Origin of the sequence: Psychromonas sp. MB-3u-54, assembly GCF_002836415.1 — a bacterium.
Taxonomy (GTDB): Bacteria; Pseudomonadota; Gammaproteobacteria; order Enterobacterales; family Psychromonadaceae; genus Psychromonas.
The window spans coordinates 1-22,457 of record NZ_PJBP01000183.1 but is presented as its reverse complement, the minus strand read 5'-3'; the positions used below and the strand labels follow the sequence as shown (position 1 = coordinate 22,457).

General features: G+C 40.0%; 23 protein-coding genes. 10 read left to right on the top strand and 13 right to left on the bottom strand.

The window, feature by feature from the left end; all coding sequences use genetic code 11:
• Positions 1-9: 9 nt before the first annotated feature.
• The 4 genes from hisB (at position 10) to CXF72_RS18060 (ending at position 3,541) form a co-directional block, all read left to right on the top strand.
• Positions 10-1,080, top strand: coding sequence for a bifunctional histidinol-phosphatase/imidazoleglycerol-phosphate dehydratase HisB (gene hisB, locus CXF72_RS18080; RefSeq protein ID WP_101041182.1), 1,071 nt, complete (start codon positions 10-12; stop codon positions 1,078-1,080).
• Entirely contained in the window at positions 1,077-1,679 is a 603-nt protein-coding gene (gene hisH, locus CXF72_RS18075; protein ID WP_101041181.1) for an imidazole glycerol phosphate synthase subunit HisH, read from the top strand. Before hisB ends, hisH begins: the two co-directional genes overlap by 4 nt.
• A 1-nt stretch (position 1,680) precedes the next feature.
• A complete protein-coding gene (hisA, locus tag CXF72_RS18070) occupies positions 1,681-2,418 on the top strand; it encodes a 1-(5-phosphoribosyl)-5-[(5-phosphoribosylamino)methylideneamino]imidazole-4-carboxamide isomerase (RefSeq protein ID WP_101041180.1) in 738 nt (245 codons plus the stop codon).
• A 481-nt stretch (positions 2,419-2,899) separates the two neighbouring features.
• Complete coding sequence (locus CXF72_RS18060; RefSeq protein WP_101041179.1) at positions 2,900-3,541, top strand: hypothetical protein; 642 nt, start codon at positions 2,900-2,902, stop codon at positions 3,539-3,541.
• A 552-nt stretch (positions 3,542-4,093) separates the two neighbouring features.
• Here the strand turns inward: CXF72_RS18060 and CXF72_RS18055 are convergent.
• Positions 4,094-4,783, bottom strand: coding sequence for a DUF6629 family protein (locus CXF72_RS18055; RefSeq protein WP_101041178.1), 690 nt, complete (start codon positions 4,781-4,783; stop codon positions 4,094-4,096).
• A 946-nt stretch (positions 4,784-5,729) separates the two neighbouring features.
• On the opposite strand from CXF72_RS18055, the gene CXF72_RS18050 reads away from it, so the two are divergent.
• Positions 5,730-6,098, top strand: coding sequence for a hypothetical protein (locus CXF72_RS18050; protein WP_101041177.1), 369 nt, complete (start codon positions 5,730-5,732; stop codon positions 6,096-6,098).
• A gap of 133 nt (positions 6,099-6,231) precedes the next feature.
• Here the strand turns inward: CXF72_RS18050 and CXF72_RS18045 are convergent, their stop codons facing one another.
• The 4 genes from CXF72_RS18045 to CXF72_RS18030 form a co-directional block, all read right to left on the bottom strand.
• Positions 6,232-6,678, bottom strand: coding sequence for a DUF411 domain-containing protein (locus CXF72_RS18045; RefSeq protein WP_232785020.1), 447 nt, complete (start codon positions 6,676-6,678; stop codon positions 6,232-6,234).
• Between the two features lie 46 nt (positions 6,679-6,724).
• Complete coding sequence (locus CXF72_RS18040) at positions 6,725-7,033, bottom strand: hypothetical protein (RefSeq protein WP_157823291.1); 309 nt, start codon at positions 7,031-7,033, stop codon at positions 6,725-6,727.
• Between the two features lie 182 nt (positions 7,034-7,215).
• The gene (locus CXF72_RS18035) at positions 7,216-8,622 is read right to left on the bottom strand and encodes an ATP-binding protein (RefSeq protein WP_232785019.1); all 1,407 of its coding nucleotides are present in this window, start codon (positions 8,620-8,622) and stop codon (positions 7,216-7,218) included.
• Positions 8,615-9,325: a response regulator gene (locus CXF72_RS18030; protein WP_101041174.1), complete on the bottom strand. Its 711-nt coding sequence runs from the start codon at positions 9,323-9,325 to the stop codon at positions 8,615-8,617. Before CXF72_RS18030 ends, CXF72_RS18035 begins: the two co-directional genes overlap by 8 nt.
• Before the next feature lie 196 nt (positions 9,326-9,521).
• Between CXF72_RS18030 and CXF72_RS18025 the strand changes: the two genes are divergently transcribed.
• From CXF72_RS18025 to CXF72_RS18005, 5 genes are all read left to right on the top strand, one after another.
• Complete coding sequence (locus CXF72_RS18025; RefSeq protein ID WP_101041173.1) at positions 9,522-9,719, top strand: SHOCT domain-containing protein; 198 nt, start codon at positions 9,522-9,524, stop codon at positions 9,717-9,719.
• 46 nt (positions 9,720-9,765) lie between these two features.
• Positions 9,766-10,365, top strand: coding sequence for a Spy/CpxP family protein refolding chaperone (locus tag CXF72_RS18020; RefSeq protein WP_101041172.1), 600 nt, complete (start codon positions 9,766-9,768; stop codon positions 10,363-10,365).
• 612 nt (positions 10,366-10,977) lie between these two features.
• A complete protein-coding gene (gene hisF / locus CXF72_RS18015; protein WP_101041171.1) occupies positions 10,978-11,751 on the top strand; it encodes an imidazole glycerol phosphate synthase subunit HisF in 774 nt (257 codons plus the stop codon).
• Positions 11,748-12,377: a bifunctional phosphoribosyl-AMP cyclohydrolase/phosphoribosyl-ATP diphosphatase HisIE gene (gene hisIE, locus CXF72_RS18010; RefSeq protein WP_101041170.1), complete on the top strand. Its 630-nt coding sequence runs from the start codon at positions 11,748-11,750 to the stop codon at positions 12,375-12,377. The genes hisF and hisIE overlap by 4 nt, the downstream gene beginning before the upstream one ends.
• Positions 12,378-12,793: 416 nt before the next feature.
• Positions 12,794-13,945: an iron-containing alcohol dehydrogenase gene (locus CXF72_RS18005; protein ID WP_101041169.1), complete on the top strand. Its 1,152-nt coding sequence runs from the start codon at positions 12,794-12,796 to the stop codon at positions 13,943-13,945.
• 48 nt (positions 13,946-13,993) lie between these two features.
• On the opposite strand, the gene CXF72_RS18000 is transcribed toward CXF72_RS18005, so the two are convergent.
• The 8 genes from CXF72_RS18000 to CXF72_RS17970 all read right to left on the bottom strand — a co-directional run bounded on the left by CXF72_RS18000 (position 13,994) and on the right by CXF72_RS17970 (position 21,980).
• The gene (locus CXF72_RS18000; RefSeq protein WP_101041168.1) at positions 13,994-14,287 is read right to left on the bottom strand and encodes a hypothetical protein; all 294 of its coding nucleotides are present in this window, start codon (positions 14,285-14,287) and stop codon (positions 13,994-13,996) included.
• A gap of 340 nt (positions 14,288-14,627) precedes the next feature.
• Positions 14,628-15,176, bottom strand: coding sequence for a CBS domain-containing protein (locus tag CXF72_RS19650; RefSeq protein ID WP_198552665.1), 549 nt, complete (start codon positions 15,174-15,176; stop codon positions 14,628-14,630).
• 18 nt (positions 15,177-15,194) lie between these two features.
• The gene (locus tag CXF72_RS19645) at positions 15,195-15,674 is read right to left on the bottom strand and encodes a DUF21 domain-containing protein (RefSeq protein ID WP_198552664.1); all 480 of its coding nucleotides are present in this window, start codon (positions 15,672-15,674) and stop codon (positions 15,195-15,197) included.
• Between the two features lie 418 nt (positions 15,675-16,092).
• Positions 16,093-16,863, bottom strand: a complete 771-nt coding sequence (locus tag CXF72_RS17990; protein WP_101041167.1) for a slipin family protein — start codon at positions 16,861-16,863, stop codon at positions 16,093-16,095.
• Positions 16,864-16,904: 41 nt separating this feature from the next.
• Positions 16,905-18,260, bottom strand: coding sequence for an NfeD family protein (locus CXF72_RS17985; RefSeq protein WP_101041166.1), 1,356 nt, complete (start codon positions 18,258-18,260; stop codon positions 16,905-16,907).
• 211 nt (positions 18,261-18,471) lie between these two features.
• Positions 18,472-19,755, bottom strand: a complete 1,284-nt coding sequence (locus CXF72_RS17980) for a uracil-xanthine permease family protein (RefSeq protein WP_101041165.1) — start codon at positions 19,753-19,755, stop codon at positions 18,472-18,474.
• A gap of 240 nt (positions 19,756-19,995) precedes the next feature.
• Positions 19,996-20,622, bottom strand: coding sequence for a uracil phosphoribosyltransferase (upp, locus tag CXF72_RS17975; protein WP_101041164.1), 627 nt, complete (start codon positions 20,620-20,622; stop codon positions 19,996-19,998).
• 140 nt (positions 20,623-20,762) lie between these two features.
• Positions 20,763-21,980: an ammonium transporter gene (locus CXF72_RS17970; protein ID WP_101041163.1), complete on the bottom strand. Its 1,218-nt coding sequence runs from the start codon at positions 21,978-21,980 to the stop codon at positions 20,763-20,765.
• Between the last annotated feature and the right edge of the window lie 477 nt (positions 21,981-22,457).

The window sequence follows — 22,457 nt, the reverse complement described above, 5'->3', positions numbered from 1 at the left end:
AAATAAATAATGAGCAAACAAAAATTTCTATTCATCGATCGTGATGGTACTTTGATTGATGAGCCCATCAGCGACAAACAGGTTGATAGTTTAGAGAAATTAATCTTTGAACCCTATGTGATCCCAAGCTTACTGACATTACAAGATGCGGGTTATATTTTGGTGATTGTATCAAATCAGGATGGTCTGGGAACCGACAGTTATCCGCAGTCTGATTTTGATATTCCGCAGAATAAAATGATCGAAATTTTTGCATCTCAAGGCGTAAAATTCGAAGCCACTCTGCTTTGTCCACACTTCACCACGGATAACTGCAGCTGCCGTAAACCCCATTTAGGGATGGTCAGTGAATACCTGAAATCAGGACGCATCGATTTTGCACATTCCTATGTTATTGGCGATCGTATTACCGATACCCAGCTTGCTGAAAATATGGGTATCACCGGCATACTATACAACAAAGAAACCTGTGGCTGGAATAAGATTGTGAAACAGTTAACCAGTCAAGGCCGTACTGCATCCGTTACCCGTACAACCAAAGAAACCGATATTAATGTCGCCTTAGATTTAGACAATAGCGGTGAAAACCATATTGATACCGGCATGGGCTTCTTTGACCACATGTTAGATCAAATCGCCACCCACGGTGGTTTCCAAATGGATGTAAAGGTTAAAGGTGATTTACACATAGACGATCATCATACGGTTGAAGATACTGCGCTTGCGCTTGGCGAAGCATTTAAAAAAGCCCTGGGAGACAAACGCGGTATTGGCCGTTTTGGATTTGTCTTGCCCATGGATGAAGCAAAAGCCAGTTGTACCTTGGATTTATCCGGTCGTCCGTACCTTAAATTTCAAGCGGATTTTCCGCGTGAATTAGTCGGCACTATGTCAACGGAAATGGTTCAACATTTTTTCCATTCCCTAACACAAGCGATGGGTGCAACCTTACACCTTGAAGTTGAAAAGGGTAATGCGCATCATATGGTTGAAGGTTTATTCAAAACATTTGGCCGTACCCTGCGCCAATGTATAAAAGTGGTAGGAACTGACTTACCTTCAAGCAAAGGTGTTTTATGAACATAGTCATTATTGATACGGGTTGCGCTAACCTCTCTTCGGTCAGGTTTGCCATCGAACGTTTAGGCTACAGTGTCACCGTCAGTAAAGATCCGGCCATTTTACAGCAGGCAGATAAGCTTTTTTTACCCGGTGTCGGCACCGCTAAAGAAGCCATGGCTAATTTAATTGAGCGTAATTTAGTTGAACCAATTAAAAGCCTGACCCAACCTGTTTTAGGGATCTGTTTAGGCATGCAGATGTTAGCGACCGCTTCTGAAGAAGGTTTTGGTGATCAACCTATTATTGAAACACTGGGAATAGTTGAAGGCCATATCGAAAAGATGGATGTTGCGCCGCTACGCTCTCCCCATATGGGCTGGAATCAAATCACCCCTAAACTTGATGAACCTTTATTTAAGAATATTCCTGCGGGCAGTTACTTCTACTTTGTGCACAGTTATGCCCTGCCGGTCAATGAACATACCATCGCCAGTTGCGAGTATGGTACGCCGTTTACAGCGGCCGTTAATAAAGATAATTTTTACGGGGTACAGTTTCACCCTGAACGCTCGGGTAAAGCCGGCGCACAACTGATTAAAAACTTCCTGGAGCTTTAAAATGATTATTCCAGCACTCGATCTTATCGATGGCAAAGTCGTGCGTTTATATCAAGGCGATTACGCACAAAAAACAGTTTACGGTGATGATCCGCAAAGCCAGTTTACTATTTATAACCAGCAGGGAGCCGATTGGTTACACCTGGTTGATTTAGACGGCGCGAAAGATGTGACTAAACGCCAGCTAAAAGTGATCGCCAGCCTGATTGCTAACACCCCCGCTAAAATTCAGATTGGCGGCGGAGTACGCACTGAACAGGACGTAAAAGATCTGTTAGATGCCGGCGCACAGCGGGTGGTTATCGGTTCAACGGCCGTTAAAGCACCAGCAATGGTAGCTGGTTGGATGAAAAAATACGGTGCGGAGCATATTGTACTCGCACTGGATATCAACATAGACGCACAAGGTAATAAAATTGTGGCCGTTTCCGGATGGCAGGAAGCAAGTGGTCAAACAATTGAATCTCTGCTGGAGACTTACTTAGCCGTTGGCTTAAAACATGTGCTTTGTACTGACATCTCCAAAGACGGTACCTTAAGCGGCTCAAATGTCTCTCTTTATAAAGAGATGGCCGCAGCCTACCCGCAAGTAGCTTGGCAGGCATCGGGTGGTATCGGCTCATTGAATGATATCGCAGCGGTTGCCCGCTCCGGCGCATCGGGCATGATTGTCGGTCGCGCGCTGCTCGAAGGAAAATTTAACGTTAAAGAAGCAATCGCCTGTTGGCAAAACGCATAATTTTTTGCCTTTTGCGTAACTAACTATCAGCACAGCTGTGATCCCTTTAAAATAAAGGGATCACAGCTCTATGACAGGATTGGTACTCCGCAAACCACCTCCAATTAGCGAATAACACACAAAAATAACCAAGCCATATTTAAATTAAAAACCAAAAACCATCGGCATTTTAATCAGCCCTCTCATTAGGGTCTGTTGACCTTTGGAGTACAAATTTTGTTCAATCTAAAAGTGTTCTGAACAAGGCATCAGGAATGCAGCATAGTTATTCTATGTAAACGACGCATAACGCAGCGCAGGACGCTTTTAGATGAACCCGAAGGGCAGCATTTGTGGATACGATCGACTACGTTATCGCCTACTTATGTAGAATAACGACAGGTTGCAGGCTCGGCCTTGTATAAAGCACCCACAAATTGCTGCAAAAATGCACACGAAAGGTCAACAGACCCTAGTACATAACTCAACAAAGGCAGAAACTGTGGACGCTTTTATTTCCAAGAAGATTGATAATTCAGCATTAAGATCACACCCATGGACGAGTATGGTATCCGATGATAGCAGTGTATATATCGACTTTAAGCAACAACCTAAGCTTATCCGCAGCGCCATCGAAGATCTTCTCCCCTTTAAAAAATGGGAATTTGTCGAACAGTTTTATGCGCTGATAGAATGGGTAAACGGTCCGCGTTCATTATTGGAAAGTAACGATTGCGTGTTTAATCCGGCGGAAGACAATACTGATCGACAATATCCTTACGCGAAAAAGTGCAGTGCACGGTTAATGATCTTGTTTCGTGATATCCCGGAGAACTGTCAGGCGAAAAGTATTGATTGGTTGGTGGAAAATATACTGCAGCATGTAACTAAAACTAAACCCGGATTTAAAGCCGGCGCTATTTGTTTATCACAATCACCGACCTGTTATTTAGTCTTGGGTGATCAACCTGATACTGGCGGTATCGGCCATCAAGTGACCTTGACCTTTTTTGCTTACGGTAAAAATGAACGACGCTGTTATGAGAATATGCAGGAAGTATTATCGATTGCACAAAGTAGTTTGTTGCGCGTCAATAAAGGCATTAAAAATGGAGAAGTTGATGCACTGTATAGTGCATCATAATACTGGGTCTGTTGACCTTTAGAGTAAAAATTTCGTTCTAAGTAAGGCAGGATAAGTGAAGGATAGTTATTCTATTCTCGACTAACCTTAACAACTATATGTTCATCATCTTTAAATACAAAATTGGCTAGATTATCGAATGTAATTGCCTGACTGGTGCAATACATTGGCAATGAAATAGCCCGTAGGGTGCGCTCCGCGCACCGATTGCCGCTGCTTGCGGAGCGCACCCTACCGATCACATAATAGCAATTCCATTAATTAACTTATCATGTCGACTCAATCCATTGAACAGAGTATTTACATTCACTCTACATCACAAATAAAAATATTCCACGCTCGACTACATTTATTAATAACCCGTAGGGTGCACTCCGTGCACCTATTTCCTGTTTGCGATGCGTAGAATGCACTCTACCAATAATACCAAACGCATTATAAAGTGATCATATTTACTCTTCAAATTCATCCTGACGGCTTTGTTAGCGTCAATTTATCCTTTGAAACGAATGATCATAAACTTAATGCTTTTCTTATAACAGAACGACCTGACTAGATGGTGATGCCGACGGCTGATTTTTCAGCACGTTTTAAGGTTTGAATAATCATAAAGAGAATATAAATAGAAGATACCGCAGCAAAATAGCACCACACCGAAATAAGTGCATAATCAAAATGCAGCCTGGTCAGTAATAACGAGGACAAAGTAATAACACCCAAAATCTTGACATGACCATTGCTGCTCAATAACAAAGGCGCAATAATAATCAGGGGATACAAAATCTGCAGAAAAATAATCGGCACATGACCGTCATGCAGCAGCCGTGCGCTGTAGTTAATGGAATGACCAACAATCTCGACCGTCAACCAATCTTTGTAGAGGAGTAATGGTACATACAGAGACAAACCGTGCGCTAGCCCCAACATAAACAGTAGAGAAAATAGCTTTCTTTTTAGTGCGCTTGGTTCGATGGAATAACAACATAAAGGGATCCATACCAACCAGAAAAAAAGGGAGAAAAAATTAAACCCCAGCGCTGATAATCGAGTAGCGAATACATCCCCCGACGCGAGACCTAGCCAGACAAAACCTTCTAAAGTTTGCTGCAGGCCAAACAGTAAAGGTGTTAACGCCAACACTCTAAAACCAGCAGGTAGCGCGCCTGCCCTTTTGATTGAGTAGATACCCACGGGGACTAACACCAACCCCAGACTGATACTTGCTGTTGCCGAAAAGCACATAAATAGCCTCGAATAATTTATCTGAAACAGCGACAGGCCATTTAGAGTGATGAGATATTTTAGCCCTGCAAGTCGCTTAATGCGCCAATGCATTGCCCACTGCTGTGTATACGGAGACAGCTTTTCTTTTAGCAAAAACCGCATGTTTAAAATACACTGAGTCAATAACTTACCGCCTTACCAACTCACATATTGGTTGCCCCTTATTCGCTCAAACTTCCAGACCATCTAATATAGATTTAAGATTTGATAGCTCATATCAACGGTGAGAGGCCAAAAGTGAACGACACATTGAAAAACAAGCCAAACAACGTAATGCTACAGGACTATTATTTATTGTAGTCTAGACACAGATATTAAGTAATCAGGCTTTTCTCGCCTGATTTCAAGCTGCTATAACCTACGAATGCTTTCGCTGCAGATGCCTTAACATGACGCTGAAGGGCTTTCCAAGTTCAAAAGTTAACTAAGACATTTTTTACCTGATTTACATTAAGTTCAGCATTGATTAAACTTAATAGTGATTGCATTGATACCTTAAAGAATCCTGATTTGATCGTCTTCTCAAATCCAAATGATAATATAAGCGTCTCTGTGAATTGATTTTTGTCAATTACGTCGCCCCTAAAGGAGCGACGTAATCAGTTTTTGAGCAAGGATACCTCCTGCTTTAGCGGGAGGTATCCTTGCTCAAAAACTGATGAAATATTTTCCCTTTAGAGAAGTTGAAAAAATCTTTCTAAATAATTTCAATCCACCTTCCAGCTTGACCTTCCCCCAAGGGTAATGGTTAAACTTGTTCTTAAGGTGACCCGATGCCGGAGTCCGCAAGCTTAAAATGATCGACATATAGTCTGACCTGCACGGGAGCCATAATAATAAGGGTAATAAATAAGAAATATTTGCAGTATTTTCTATGTAAAATATAAAAGATAAGGAAGAAATCATGAATAATCTCGAGCACCGAGTAGGTGTTACGGAAGTGAATTTAGTTATTCGAAAACTTCAACTAAAAGGACTAACTGAATTTAACCAAGCTAAAATCGTCTCAGAAATAGATGAAGCTTTTGGCATTGAGAACGTAACACTTGATATTAAAGACGGCCTGCTGCAGATTGCTTATGACGTGACGCATATCGATTTAGACATTATTAAACGCCTGGTAGTTAAGCATGGTGCAGAATTCTCAGGGGGTTGGAGGAACAATTTTAAACAAGGTTATTATAAATTCGTCGATCAAAATATGATAGAAAATAGCACACATAAAGCATCTTGTTGCAGTCGACCACCAGCCCGAAGCCCCAAAAAAAAATAAACAGAGCATTAGCAGCATCACCCTAAGATATTGACTGTCTCCGGCCTGTGCAACTATTGCGCTCTATCGGTTAAATGCTTATCTGTTATAAATGAAAACAGCGCACTAAGCGCTGTTTTGCAGTTCAACGCTATTATTTATTAGGAAAATGATACTGGCTATAGACAGACGTTTTCCCGTCTTTTCTAAAAGCGATAACTTGATAGGGATCCGTATTGTTAGGTACGTCCATGCCAAGTGATGAAGCTGGCATACCCGGAACAGCTATTCCTGTAATACCCGGTCTCTCTTTTAGTAAGCGCTGAATATCATCAACGGGCACGTGCCCTTCCAGCACATACCCGTCGACCGTTGCGGTATGGCAAGCTGCAAGCTGGCGTGTTATTCCATGAGCTTTGTGCAGTTCATTATTATTGGCTTGCTCTATCACTGTTATTTCAAAACCCGCTTTTTCAACTTGTTCAGCCCAAGCTTTACAGCAACCGCAATAGGGTGATTTGTATAAGGTCATTTCGGTTGCCAAGGCACTGCCCGCGAACAGAGAAAGGGTAATAAAAAGTGTTTTAAATTTATTCATCATATTGTCCATTTTAATGTTAATAATAAGTCGTATATTTTGTAAATTGTTATGCCCGGAGATAAATAATCGGAGGACGAAATAAACGCGACTTATGTTGGCTAAGCAGGTAACTTTTATAATCAACAAAAGCGGCACGATCAAAAAAGAGAGTGTCATTTGAAACATTTAATGGTTCCAACGCAAAAAATAAAACCGAGGCTGTTGAACAAGGGTTATTCACACTATTATCGACGACCTCATTACACAAGCAACTTTCAATTCCCGACATCGAATGCTCAGTTGCCAGTTCAGCTTGAACTGAAAAAACAGCAAACATCAAGGGTAATATTAATAGACTACTTAAAGTTCGTTTCATAACTTGCAACATTAGGTCATTTATCAGAATCATAGATCCTCCCCCTAGGGTAATGTCAAAAGTAAAAGTAAAATATTTCATGAAATAAGTGATTCTAAATACATTTACTTTTCAGACAGTGAAATAAGTGATTCTAAATACACTCACTTTTCAGACAGTTAAATAAGTGATTCTAAATACACTCACTTTTCAGACAGTGAAATTTTGACTTCCAATCCGCCCTTTTCTTGGTTGCTGAAGGTTAATTTACCGCCATGTTCCTGTATAATACTGTGGGTAATTGCTAGCCCCAAACCAACACTTGAATTGTGGGTAGCACGTGCTTTATCTAAACGAACAAAGGGTTTAATAACCTCTTCAAACTGACTTTGATCTATTCCCCTGCCAGTATCTCTTACATAAATTGTCAAGACTCCGCTGGTCAAAAAAGCTTCAATAGAGATATACAGGTTACCTTGAACATCTTCCCCGTGAGCAATACTGTTATTAACTAAATTTTCAATCACTCGGCGAAATGCGATAGGCCATAAACGGAAAACCAATTTGTTATTACTCTTTAATTGAATATTGAGGCCGCGATCACGATAATCGTCACAAATAGTGGTTAATAAACTCACTATTTCCGTTTCCTGTTTCTCCTCTCTCTGCCAATTACTTTTTGAAAACTCGAGCGTGGCTTTCAACATTGCTTCCATCTGCGCCACCGTATCAAGCATTCTCGCCTGATCCTCGCCTGGCGCTATAAACTCAAGTCGTAAACGCAAACTGGTCAAAGGGGTTCTCAGGTCATGTGATATTGCAGATAACATTTTAGTGCGATCATTAATGAATTTAGAGAGGTTAAATTGCATTTGATTAAACGCAACAATAGTGGGTATCACTTCACTCGGTCCAATAACGGGGAGTGCTTTAAAATTCCGTTCGCTGCCGACTTTGTTGGCTGCAACGGCTAATTCGTCAATCGGCCTTAATGCGCGCTTTACCGTCCAGGTCATACTGATCAGAATTAGCAGGGTGAAAACAAAGACTAAAATAACTGCTTTTAGCGGGAGCTGTACTATCTCTTGATCAATGGCAGAATTAAAATTTAACCAGTGCTGATTGGCTAATAAAATAGAGCCGGTTAATTGTAAGTTGTAGCTATTGTTCATTTTTGCATGCATTGGATTATCACTGACCATTGCATGCATTTTACCCATGCCCGCCATGCCAGCATCTAGCCGTTCACTTTTAACCGATACAATACGAATATCTTTTATTTGACTCGGGGCAATCAAGTCGTGCAGCTTCTTTGATAAAAGGTTTTTTTTATTTTCGATCACTATCGGCTTGCGATCCAGTGACAAGTCAAAGCCTACGCCTTGACTTGCGCTGATAATATCTTCATGTAAATCGAAGGGTGTTTTGTTTAATATAAAGATCAAAGAGCTGAGGCGATCAAGTGTGCTGTCACTAGAAACATAATTAAGTACTTGTTCGCGTTCATCGGAATAAATTTGCAGAGAAAGCGACAGCACTAGACTTAACCCAATTAACATAATCAGGCAGATCTGAGAGACTAAGCTTTTAGGGGATATTTTCCTAATCATGTGTGACCTCACAGGTAAATTGATATCCCCCGCCCCAAATGGTGATAATTATTTCAGGGTGTTTGGCATCTAGCTCCAGTTTTTTACGTAAGCGACTAATAAGCGTGTCTATTGATCGGTCATAGACTCCTCCATCACGTCCTTTGCTTAAATCTAACAATTGGTCACGACTTAATACTCTCTGAGGATGAGCAATAAACACCCGTAACAGATCAAATTCAGCACTGCTTAAGACCACCATCACACCTTCTTTGTCTGTTAATTCACGCTTATGAAGATCAATAGACCAGTGTGAAAAATGGTAACGTTTAATGTCAGAGAGCGGGGAATTTAAACTGTTTACACGGCGTAAGACGGCTTTAATACGCGCTAATAACTCGCGAGGATTAAAAGGTTTAGCCAGATAATCATCCGCGCCCATCTCAAGACCTATAATGGTATCCATTTCATCACTCATTGCAGTGAGCATCACAATGGGGATATCAGATGACGCACGCAATCCGCGACATAAACTTAAACCATCTTCACCCGGCAACATTAAATCCAACACTATCAAGTCGATGTTTGAAAGGCTTAAACAACGCTTCATCTCTTTACCATCTTTGGCAACAGTGACACGATAGTTATGTTGTATAAAAAAACGCTGTAATAATTCACGAATTTCATAGTGGTCATCGACAATTAATAGATGAGGCTGTTCCATGCTGATTCCTTTAACTTGATGATGAAATAAGAGATTACGTTATTTTTTATCTTAATTGTATCAAAGTATGTCAAAGCGCCTTTTCGCCACAAACTATTACAAACTTCCTTTTTTTAGACAAACTTCTGACACAACTCAGTGCTTAAATATAAACATGGAACGAACAAATGAATGAATGATTAAAAGGGGAATGATTATGATCTATTCTTGGCACTTTATCCCTTTTTGGGGACACATTTTTATGATGCTATTTTGGGTTGGTTTATTTATGTTGATTATTAATTATCAACCCTATGGTACTAAAAAGGAAAGCAGTATAGACATTGCAAAAAAACGTTACGCTCAAGGTGAAATAGATGAACAGCAATTTAACAAAATAAAGAAAAATTTATAAAAAAAGCCTGCACATTACACTTATTTTGATCAATCTGGAGAATATTATGAACAATAAAATAATTAAAACAATGCTACTAGTGCTAACCGTTTCAGTAACAGGCACCTCTTATGTTGCTGCACATGCACAGCAACATGCATCAGAAGGCTCTTCGATGGGCATGATGGGTATGGGGAGTGTGGATAGCGAGGAGATGCGTGGGGAATATATGCATGGGGAAGATATGGACAGAGAGGATATGCATGGGGAATATATGCATGGGGAAGATATGGACAGAGAGGATATGCATGGGGAATATATGCATGGAGAGGATATGGGTATGGGAGAAATGTCGATGAATTTTTCACAGCTAAACCTGACTGACCAGCAGAAACAGAAGATACAAGCGATCACAGTAGCTTCAATCAATGGCAATCATCAGAACATGGGGTATATGCAAGTGCATCATGCTGATATGCAGACATTACTCAATAATACTGTTTTTGATGAAAATAAAGCTAAAACATTAATGGCAGAGCATCATAAACAGATGGGTGAAAGAATGCTTGCCATGTTAAAAATGCAGCATCAAATCTTTCAACTATTGAATAATCAGCAAAAAGAACAATTAACGGATATGCAAAATAACAACTCATATCATCACTAAAACAGGCTTGTTATCACACAGGAAATGACAAGCCAGCTTCATATTGAAGCTAGCTTGTCTCTCGCCGACGGATTTTTCATTTTTTATAATGGCAGAATAATGATAAACAACAACATCCCATCAATCATTAAGTCAGAAACAAATCTTTAATTTTGATAAAGCAAACGCTTCCTTTCTTTAATAAAGACAAAGTAATCACAGAAAAAGCCATTCCCACCTTGTATATGATCAAACATCACAGATCCTAGCCCCAAAAACTATCCGGGTGAATTTATTACCGTGAAATTCAGCTCAACCATTGATACACTTCGGTTAACTGTTGAACTAAACATTTACATCCCAATTACTTGAAGCTGGCTCGTTTGCAGTTTTAACAATTAAAAAGGTGCTGATAAAAGAACTGAAACAGTGCTGATTAAAAGAAATAAGTCATTAAATGTACCCCAAAAGCCTACAAAGCAATGATGAATAATTATATACTGGACAAATACTTAAGCAATAATATTGTCGCTAACTAATATTTTTGTATGCAAATATGATGCTACTTAAATTAAACCAAAAAATATTGGATAACACTTTGAAATATATAAAATTACTAGATAAGAGGTCATCATGTTAGCAAAGCGCATAATTCCCTGCCTTGATGTCAAGGACGGGCAAGTTGTAAAAGGCGTACAATTTCGTAATCACGAAATTGTCGGTGATATTGTTCCTCTCGCTAAACGTTACGCAGAAGAAGGCGCGGATGAATTAGTTTTTTACGATATAACGGCCAGCTCAGATGCACGTGTGGTTGATAAAAGCTGGGTAAGCCGCGTTGCCGAAGTGATTGATATTCCCTTCTGCGTGGCCGGTGGTATCAAAACTATCGATGATGCGCGACGTATTTTGGAATTTGGCGCAGATAAAGTGTCCATTAACAGTCCGGCGCTTGCAGATCCCAGTTTAATTAATCGCCTTTCTGAAAAGTTCGGCGTGCAATGTATTGTTATCGGGATTGATTCCTACTTTGACAAGGAAACGGGTTTATACCAAGTTAAACAGTTTACCGGTAATGAAAAGGCAACCCTGACCACCAAATGGAATACTTTTGATTGGATCAAAGAAGTACAATCTCGCGGGGCAGGTGAAATTGTACTGAATATGATGAATCAAGATGGGGTTCGTGGTGGTTACGATATAGATCAACTAAGCCAAGCGCGTGCAATTTGCCACATCCCCCTGATTGCCTCGGGGGGTGCCGGTGAAATGGGCCATTTCGCCGAAGTCTTTAAGCAGGCAGATGTTGATGGTGCTCTCGCTGCAAGTGTATTCCACAAGCAGATAATTAATATTGGTGAGTTAAAGGCTTACCTTAAAACACAGCAGGTAGAGATAAGATTATGAACAAAGCGTTAATGAATGAAGAACAGCTTAAAACATTAGATTGGGAAAAAGTTGATAACTTGATGCCGGTTATTGTGCAAAACCGCACCTCAGGCAAAGTATTAATGCTTGGCTATGTAAACCAAGAGGCATTAACTGCCACCCTTACAAGCGGAAAAATGACCTTTTTCAGCCGTACCAAGCAGCGTTTATGGTGTAAAGGGGAAGAATCGGGTAACTTTTTAAATGTGCTGGAGTTAAGCACCGACTGCGATAATGATACGCTGCTGGCAATAGTTGATCCCGTTGGTCCTACCTGCCATCTGGGCACAGAAAGCTGCTTTAAGGGTAAATTACAGCCTGCACTCACTTTTATTGCCGATTTAGAAAAAATAATCGCGGGCCGTAAGAATGCTGAACCTAAAAGTAGCTATACTGCAAGTCTCTATGCGCGAGGAACAAAACGCATAGCCCAAAAAGTGGGAGAAGAAGGTGTTGAGGTTGCACTTGCTGCGATGGCCAAAGATATGGATGAATTAACTTGTGAAAGTGCTGATTTGTTATATCATCTAACCGTCTTACTACAAAATGAAGGTTTACAACTTTCTGATATTGCGGATAAATTGCAGGAACGTCATACTGATTAATTTGTAAATTTGCAGAGAAAGGTTAATGATAAAAATCTGTTCATTAGCCTTTTTCCACCACAATCTATTCCAATTAGTTATATACATTTCGACAGAATAAACAGCTAATGCCAATATAAATAAAATTGTTCACTGAATTAAAATCTGATAATCCCATTTAAATCAACAGCTAAATAGTTTTTCCTGTTTTACAATATCATCACTTAATTATGTCTTTGCTATAATACAACGAGCGAGATATTTCCGCTTAATCAAATGGTCAAAAAATTTAAAGTAAATAAATTAAGACATTTGAATCCTAACAAGTCCTTATTAGGATTGAGCACAATGCAGCACTATTTGATCTTAACTGCTAATGTTCATTAATCCTCAACGGGTGTTATCTCAAGTTTCAATGTTATTAAATGGAGATAAGCATGGATAATTTTACCTTTTTTAATAATACACGTATTCATTTTGGCCAAGGTCAGATTAGTAAAATCACCTCTGAAATACCAAAAGACAAGAAAGTATTAGTACTTTATGGTGGGGGATCCATTAAAAAAAACGGTGTATATGATCAGGTTAAAGCAGCTTTAGCGGATCATAATTGGAGTGAATTCTCAGGCATTGAGCCTAACCCTAAATATGATACTTTACTTAAAGCTGTCGCAATCATCAAAGCGGAAAATTTTGATTATTTGTTAGCCGTTGGCGGAGGTTCCGTTGTTGATGGCACAAAATTTATTGCAGCGGCTTGTAAATTTGAAGGTGCTGATCCTTGGGACATTTTAGAAACAAAAGCGGCGGTTAATTGTGCACTTACGCTGGGCTGTATATTAACCTTGCCGGCAACAGGATCTGAAAGTAACGGAAACGCGGTTGTTATGCGAGAACATGACAAGCTTGCATTTAATTCCCCACTCGTTTGCCCCGCTTTTGCTATTTTGGATCCCACAACAACATTAAGTTTATCTCCACGTCAGAGTGCTAATGGGGTTGTTGGTGCCTTTGTTCACGTCATGGAGCAATACCTCACTTACCCGGTTAATGCAAAAGTACAAGATCGTTTTGCAGAGGCTTTATTATTGAATTTAATCGAAGAGGGTCCCAGAGTGTTAAAAACACCGGACGATCTGAGCGTAAGATCGAATCTAATGTGGAGTGCAACTCAAGCCTTAAATGGTTTAATTGGTGCCGGTGTACCACAGGACTGGACATCGCATGGTATTGGCCATGAACTTACCGGTCATTACGGTATTGACCATGCGCGCAGCTTAAGTATTATTCTACCCGCAGTAATGAATATATGTAGAATCGAAAAAGAGGATAAATTATTACAATATGGTGAAAGAGTTTTTGCTATTACTGAAGGTTCAATAGATCAACGCATTGACCAGGCAATTGCGCAAACGATTCATTTTTTCACCATAATGAATGTCCCAACAACCCTGAATCATGCCGGGCTTGAAAGAGCTTCGATTGAAGTACTCTTAAAAAGCTTAAAGAAGCATGGTATGGTTGCGTTAGGGGAAAAAGGTAATAATGATTTAAGCAGATCGCGTAAAATCTTAGAAGCAGCGCTGTGAGCTTTACGACAGTTCAAATCAAACCGGCACCAAAAAAATCTGCCGGTCTTACTTAACACGCATCAAACTATGCCGATAATTTTCAAACTCTATTATGAGTACCTGTGAACATTTCATCTTATCTACTTTTTTAATACTTTCTGCTGAATAGCCTTTGTCACTCATCCAATGCATCGGCGTATCGAAACAATCTTCATTTACCAAACAGGTATCATTAAAAACACTTTTTTTCTGTTGATCACCTTTTTGTATACTAACGACCCAAATTCGCTGTTGGAACGCTTGATAAGATTGAAAAGCTTTTACGAATCTTTTCCAACCTAGTTTAAATAGTCTAAGCATATTATAAATATTCCTACGGGCAGATTAATGAATGTTGATCAGCATGATCGAATACTTTATCGCCAATATTCAAAATCATAGGTTTTGCACAGGACAACTTATTGTCAGTCAAAATAAGTTGTTGAAAATACGCTGTTATTCTGGCATTTTTAAGCATAAAGGCGGGTTCTATTAATTGCCCGTTTACTTTATTAATGCTCGCTGTAACAGCAAAAGTTATTGCAGAATTATCGCTGTTACCTGAGCACTAAGGCCACGTAAAATATTAAATTTTTCAGTAAAATAACACAAAAAAGTGGTTATTAAAATGACTTACTTTAGATGCTAATAGGCATTTTTTTTAGCGCTCTTTACCCCCCTTTTTGTTATCTAACCTTTGCCTGTAATTTTCTTTGGCAAGTTTCTGCAGATCTGCAACTTGATCACTTTCATCCAAGATTTCTCGCCCAAGTAAACTTTCTACTGCATCTTCTAACGTAACCACACCCGATGTTTGACCAAAGTTATCTTCCACCAGAAAAAGGTGTTCCTGGCGTTTAATAAAAATATCAAATAGATTCAAAATTGGGAACTCTCCTGATATTCGATAAATAGGAGATTTAATCGCCTTTAGTGCTATTTCACCCTGCCCGTGCCGCTCACTCTCATAAAGTTGTCCTTTAAGAATAAGGCCGGTGATGTTATCAATAGTATCAGAGTAAACGGGAATCCGGGTAAAAATAGCGGTTTTCTCTAACCCTAATGCGTACTTAACCGTAGTGGATTCAGGCAAGGCATGCATCACAGTACGCGGGGTTAAAATATCTTTTACCTTGGCATCGCGTAATTTAAAAATATTTTCAACCAACAGCTTCTCTTGCGTTTCAATCCCCCCTTCTTTATAACTCAACGCAGCAAATGCTAAGATCTATTCACGACTGATGTTTTCATTTTCATGACGACTGAACAGCCTAGTTAATCGCGTCGACAGCCACACTAATGGAAAAATGAGATAAACCAGAGAGCGAATAGTGTAGGCGGCAGGAATGGCAAGTTGACGCCAAAAAGTGATCCCTAATGTTTTTGGAATAATTTCGGATAGGTACAAAATAGCCAAGGTTAAGAGCACTGCCACTAAGGATTCCCATTTTTCACCAAAAACCCTAATTGCTTGCGCGCCAACACCCGCCGCCCCCATGGTATGGGCAAAAGTATTTAAAATGAGGATACTGGAAATGGACTGGTCAATTTTTAACTTGGTATTTTCCAACACCACCCCGGCACGGTTATTATTTTCCTTAATCTGCGCAATAAAGGTCGGTGAGATGGACAATAACACCGCCTCCAGTAGCGAGCATAAAAATGAGATGCCAATGGCAATAAAAATATAAAAAACAAGTAATGTCATACTGCCCTATGAATCAGTCTTTAAACTATTTCAATATTAAAGACGCTGTTTAATGAGCTTTCCCCTTCGTAGACTAGGGTCTGTTGACCTTTTGTGTGCATTTTTTCAGCAATTTGAGGGTGCTTTATACAAGGCAGAGCCTGCGCCCTGTCGTTATTCTAAATAAGTAGGCGATAACGTACGAGTATCCACAAATGCTGCCCTTCGGGTTCATCTAAAAGCGTCCTGCGCTGCGTTATACGTCGTTTACATAGAATAACTATGTGAACGAGGCATGCCTTGCTCAGAACACTTTTATATTGAACGAAATTTGTACTCCAAAGGTCAACAGATCCTAATGAGTGTTTTTTTGTTTAACAATCTCTTTTAAGTTATCCAAAAAATCAATCGGCATCGGGAAGATAATAGTGGAGGTTTTCTAATTAGTGTTTTTTTGTTTAACAATCTCTTTTAAGTTATCCAACAAATCAATCGGCATCGGGAAGATAATTGTGGAGGTTTTCTCATTAGCAATTTCAGTTAACGTCTGCATATATCTTAACTGCATCGCATTAGGCGCTTTACTTAAAATCATTGCAGCCTGCTGTAATTTTTCAGATGCTTCGAATTCACCCGTTGCATGAATAACTTTTGCCCGTCTGACACGCTCCGCCTCCGCTTGTTTAGCTAAAGCACGAATCATACTGTCATCAAGATCCACATGTTTAACTTCAACTGTCGCTATTTTTATACCCCAATTATCCGTTTGTTTATCCAGAATAACTTGTATGTCTTTATTCAAACGATCCCGTTCGGCCAGTAACTCATCAAGCTCATGTTGCCCTAACACTGACCTTAGGGTCGTTTGTGATAATTGACTGGTTGCCTCAAAATAACTTTCGACATTGTTAATCGCCATCTGCGGATCAACGACTCGAAAATAGACAACTGCATTAACTTTAACCGACACGTTATCACGGGTGATTAAATCTTGAGTGGGCACATCTAAAACAATTGTCCGTAGATCAACTCTGACCATTTGCTGAATAACAGGAATTAAAATAACTAACCCAGGGCCTTTTACTTCCTGAAAACGCCCAAGAAAATAAACCACACCACGCTCATATTCACGTAATACTTTGAACATACTAAAGAGTAATGCCAGTACCAAGATGGAAATAAAAGCGCCGGTTATACTATAAATCATCATTACCTTTCTCCTTATTAATGGACACACATTTTATGCTGCTTTTATTCCACGCGGCTTTTGATCCCATTCGCGCAGACGATAAGGTTCAATCCCGACACTTGTTGAATTTGCACTTTCTGCCCTGCCAGTAAACTGTCAGTGCTGGATGCGTGCCAAATTTCACCGGCAATTTCAACCCATCCCTGACCGGTATCAAAATCATCTTTTACAATAGCGAATCGACCCACCAAACAATCAATACCCGTCGTGACTTTTTTCCGCCTGATTTTTAATAACAGCGCAATCATCAACAGGATAAAGGCAGCCGATAACAAAGAAACGGCGATAATAAGGGGTTTGGCAATTTGATATTCGGGTAAATCACTGTCCATAAGAAAAATTGAACCGAGTATAAATGAGATAATCCCCCCAAGACCTAACACACCAAAACTGGGACTGAAGGCTTCACCCACAAGCAGTAAAAGACCCAGTAAAATAAACGCCAATCCCGCATAATTTATCGGTAACATCTGCATCGCGTACATAGCCAGCACTAAACAGATCCCGCCCAAGACACCTGGCAAACCAACACCCGGACTGTAAAATTCAAGTATTAATCCATAGATACCTATTAACATTAATATATAAGCGATATTAGGGTTGGTAATAGTGGCCAGAAAACTATAACGCCAATCAGGCACGCGCTCGATAAGGTTTACCTCATCTAACGAAAGTTTATGTTTATTACCCAATAATAAAATTTCCCGACCATTGGCAAGCTTTATGACTTGTTCAAGATCATCTGCAATAAAATCAATAACATGTTCCACTAATGCTGTTTGTGCATCGATACTGGCAGCTTCTCTAACGGCTTTCTCAGCCCATTGTTCGTTTCGCCCATGCAATTTTGCCAAGCCTTTAATATAGGCACTTGCATCATTGATAGCTTTCTTCTCAAGTGTCGTTTTGGCGCTGACCTGTGCGTCTTTCTGGCTTGACGGTGAGCTTTCACCTGCAGGCGAACTTTCCGGTCCGGAAATGCCAATAGCAACGGGAGTGGCTGCGCCAAGATTGGTTGCATTTGCCATTGCGGCAATGTGGCTGGCTAATAATATATAGGTACCCGCGCTTGCTGCGCGCGCTCCATTAGGACCAACCCAAGTAGCAACGGGAACAGTAGAGGAAGTGATATTTTGAATAATACTGCGCATGGCTGAATCTAAGCCGCCCGGCGTATCCATTTTAAGGATCAGTAAAGATATATCTTGCTGCTGCGCTAATTCAAACTCCCGCTCTATATAATCAGAGGTCGCAGGGCCAATAGCCCCCTGAATGGGAATAACCCAAACTTCTTTAGCACTGGCAGTAAAACAAAAAAAGGTTGAAATTAATAACCAAAAGATAGGCAATTTATTCATTACCACCCCTCCGAAGTTGCACTATATTTTAATAATAGTTCAGTTAGGGAGTGCTGCAGACTTTTTAGGGCAGGTTTAATATAAGGGGCAGGAATTACCCTGGCTTACAATCGTAACTGATTGATTCAATATTTTTTATTTAAAGATAATCTAAAAAAAAACGTAATATCCTGTTTCCAGAATATTACGTTTTATAGGGATAAGATCTAATTTATGATTTTGTCTTGGGTAAAACCATGTTTAGAAATATCGCAACAAGCGCGCATAAACTGACACCTTGCAGGCTAAAATCACCAAAATCAAAAGCCATTCCGCCGATTCCAAAAACTAAAACGACAGAGACAATGCATAAATTACGCGAGTTGGAGAGATCAACTTGATGACGCACTAAGGTATTTAATCCAACAGACGCAATAGTCCCAAATAATAAGATCAAAATCCCTCCCATCACAGCCGAAGGAATAGTTTGTAATATGGCCCCAAATTTTCCGATAAAAGCTAATAATATGGCGATAACAGCCGCCCAAATCATTATTTTAGGATTGAAGTTACGGGTTAACATCACCGCACCAGTTACCTCTGAATAAGTAGTATTAGGCGGTCCGCCAAATAATGAAGCGGCACTGGTCGCCAGACCATCACCAAACAAAGTACGATGTAAACCTGGTTTTTTCAGAAAATCTTTACCCGTTACATTACTAATGGCAAGTACATCACCAACATGTTCAACTGCAGGTGCGATTGCCACCGGAATCATAAATAAGACCGCCTGCCAGTTCCATTCCGGCGCGACAAAGTTGGGTATACTCAACCAAGCTGCATTACCGATGGGGCTAAAATCAATCACGCCAAAGAACAATGACAAGCTATAACCAAGCACTACACCCGAGAGAATAGGCAGTAGTTTAAAAACGCCTTTTGCTTTAGTCGCCACTAATAAAGTGCAGGCAAGTGAAGAGAAAGAGATGATCATTGCAGTGTTTTGTTCTATTAAAACAAAACTGCCATCACCCGCTTTACCCAGAGCCATATTAACAGCAACAGGGGCAAGGCTTAAACCAATCACCATGATCACAGGTCCAACGACAACAGGCGGTAATAAGCGATGGATAAAATCAACACCGCGGAGTTTAACCGCGTATGACATCAGCATATAAACAAGGCCGGCTACAAACAATCCCGACATAGTGCCGGGAATTCCCCAGGTTTGAATGCCATAAGCAATGGGTGCAATGAAGGCGAATGAAGATGCCAAAAATATTGGAACTTGCCCTTTGGTCACTAAATGGAATAATAAAGTACCAAAACCCGCGGTAAACAAGGCAACATTTGGATCAAGTCCGGTAATTAATGGCATTAATACTAAGGCGCCAAATGCTACAAATAACATTTGTGAACCCGCCAGAGCTTGCTGAAATACATTAAAGTCAGCAGTCACGTCCTTAACCGTTTCTTTTTCTGGTGATCCCAATTCAGAACCTGTACGAGCAGTCATCTATTTCTCCGTAATACTCAAAAATCACCCCAATCAAGTTCAGACTAGGGTTAAATTATACCAATTCCACTCATCAGGCTGTCTATTTAGGCGCAGGGGAAAACAGATAAGCAAGGCACTGATTAAATAACTGAATGTTCTAATTATAAAATCGATGACAAAGACTAAAACAGCGTTTTATGTCTGTCTGGCATTCAGTTTAATGCGTATAAATGAGTGAAGTTGGTATTAGTTAATCAGTTATTTTGTACCAAATATTTTATCGCCAGCATCACCAAGACCCGGTACAATATAACCCTGTTCATCTAAGTGATCATCAACAGACGCAGTGTAAACTTCAAGGTCCGGATGAGCGGCTTCTAATGCTTTTAAGCCTTCTGGTGCAGCCACTAAAACAAGTACAACAATTCTAGTGCACCCGGCTTTTTTGATTAAATCAATAGTGGAAATCATAGAGCCACCGGTCGCAAGCATTGGATCAACAACAATGGCTAAGCGTTCATCAATATTGCCCACTAATTTTTGGAAATAAGGCACTGGCTCAAGTGTCTTTTCATCACGATAAATACCAACAACGCTAATTTTTGCGCTTGGCATGTGTTCCAACACGCCATCCATCATGCCTAAACCAGCACGCAAGATAGGTACTACAGTGGCTTTTTTGCCTTTAATCTGCTGAACGTCGACCTCTCCATTCCAACCTTGAATTGTTACTGTTTCAAGTTCCAAGTTTTTGGTTGCTTCATAGGTTAGTAAGCTGCCGACTTCGCGCGCAATTTCGCGAAAACGTTTAGTACTAATATCGGCTTCACGCATCAGGCCGATTTTGTGTTGAATTAGCGGATGTTTTACTTCAATTACTTTCATGTTCTTTATTCCTAATCATAAAATAAAAATATATTTGTACAGAATCCTAGACCAAAGAGTCTCGGTCACTCTTTTTTAGGCATAATCTCCATCATTAGCCGACTATGCTTATAACAATAATTGCCTGCAGAGCAATCAATCTATTGGTTGTTTACATTAGTTGCGCCAATTTTATGTATTGAAACATCAGCCCCATTGAACTCCTCTTCTTCAGAGAGGCGAAGGGGCATAAAGCGATTGACGAGTTTATAAACAGCAAAACCACCAATCAGCGCGACTAATACACCGGCAAGCGAGCCTATTAATTGACTTGTAAAACTGACACCGCCTAAACCACCGAAGCTTTCCAGACCAAAAATACCCGCGGAGATACCGCCCCATAATCCGCAAACACCATGTAAAGGCCACACACCTAATACATCGTCAAAATGGGTGTATTTTTTTTGTACGTAAGTGAATAACCACACAAATAAAGCACCAGCCACTAAACCTGTCGCCAATGCGCCCATCGGGTGCATTATATCGGAACCTGCACACACGGCAACGAGTCCGGCTAACGGACCATTATGGATAAACCCCGGATCTTTTTTACCAATAACGAGAGCACTAATAATGCCGCCAACCATTGCCATTAAAGAGTTCATTGCGACTAAACCACTAATACCTTCAATAGCTTGTGCAGACATAACGTTAAAACCGAACCAGCCAATGGATAAAATCCAAGCACCCAATGCTAATAAGGGAATATTAGAGGGCGCAAAAGCGACGAGCTTACCAGCCCGATAACGGCCATTACGACTGCCCAAAACAATAATGGCAGTAAATGCAATCCACCCACCCACTGCATGTACAACAATCGAGCCGGCAAAATCGTGGAATACTGCACCAAAGTTCGCTGCCAACCAATCTTGGAATCCATAATTACCATTCCAGATCAGGCCCTCAAAGAAAGGATAAACCAGACCAACACACAATGCAGCTGCAATTAGCATCGGATTAAATTTAGCTCTCTCGGCAACACCACCTGAGATAATCGCCGGTATTGCGGCAGCAAAAGTCATTAAGAAAAAGAATTTAACTAATTCATAACCGTTATTTTCAGCTAATACTGCGGCACTATCAAAAAAGGTAACACCGTAAGCCAGCCAATAACCAAAGAAAAAATAAACCAAAGCTGAAATCCCAAAATCAGACATGATTTTAACTAACGCGTTCACTTGGTTTTTATGACGGACAGTGCCAACTTCCAAAAAAGCAAATCCTGCATGCATGGCGAAAACCATGATTGCACCTAATAAAATAAATAACGTGTCTGCACTACTGACTAAGGCTGTGACGTGATTTTGTATTAAATCCATTTGATTCTCTATTGTTGACCCAAAAAAAAATTTAACGGATTTTAACTTATGCCTTAAAGATATCAAAATTTTTGCAGGTGTTTTTGACAAGAAACAACAAAAAAATGACAAAGATCAGGATTAATGCAAAGGATGAATTTAAATCACGGCGCTAATAAAATGACAGACTTGCTGCACTTCCCGATATTCTATGAAAAGAAACTAACAATACAGCGTAAAGCAATATAATGAGTAGACTTGTATAAAGGCTGTAAAATGGCTTGCTGTATAAAGGCTAAGCCCTTGATAATAAAAATTAGTAATTCCAGATGGGGATAAACCCAAGTATGGCAATATAAATAATAAAATATTTTTATTTGAACATGGATGATTTATTGATTTAAGAATGCGGGATGGTATTTAATTTGAACGTGGATAATTTATTACGCTAAGAATGCTGGGTGGTATTTGACTTAAAACGTGGATAATTTATTACGC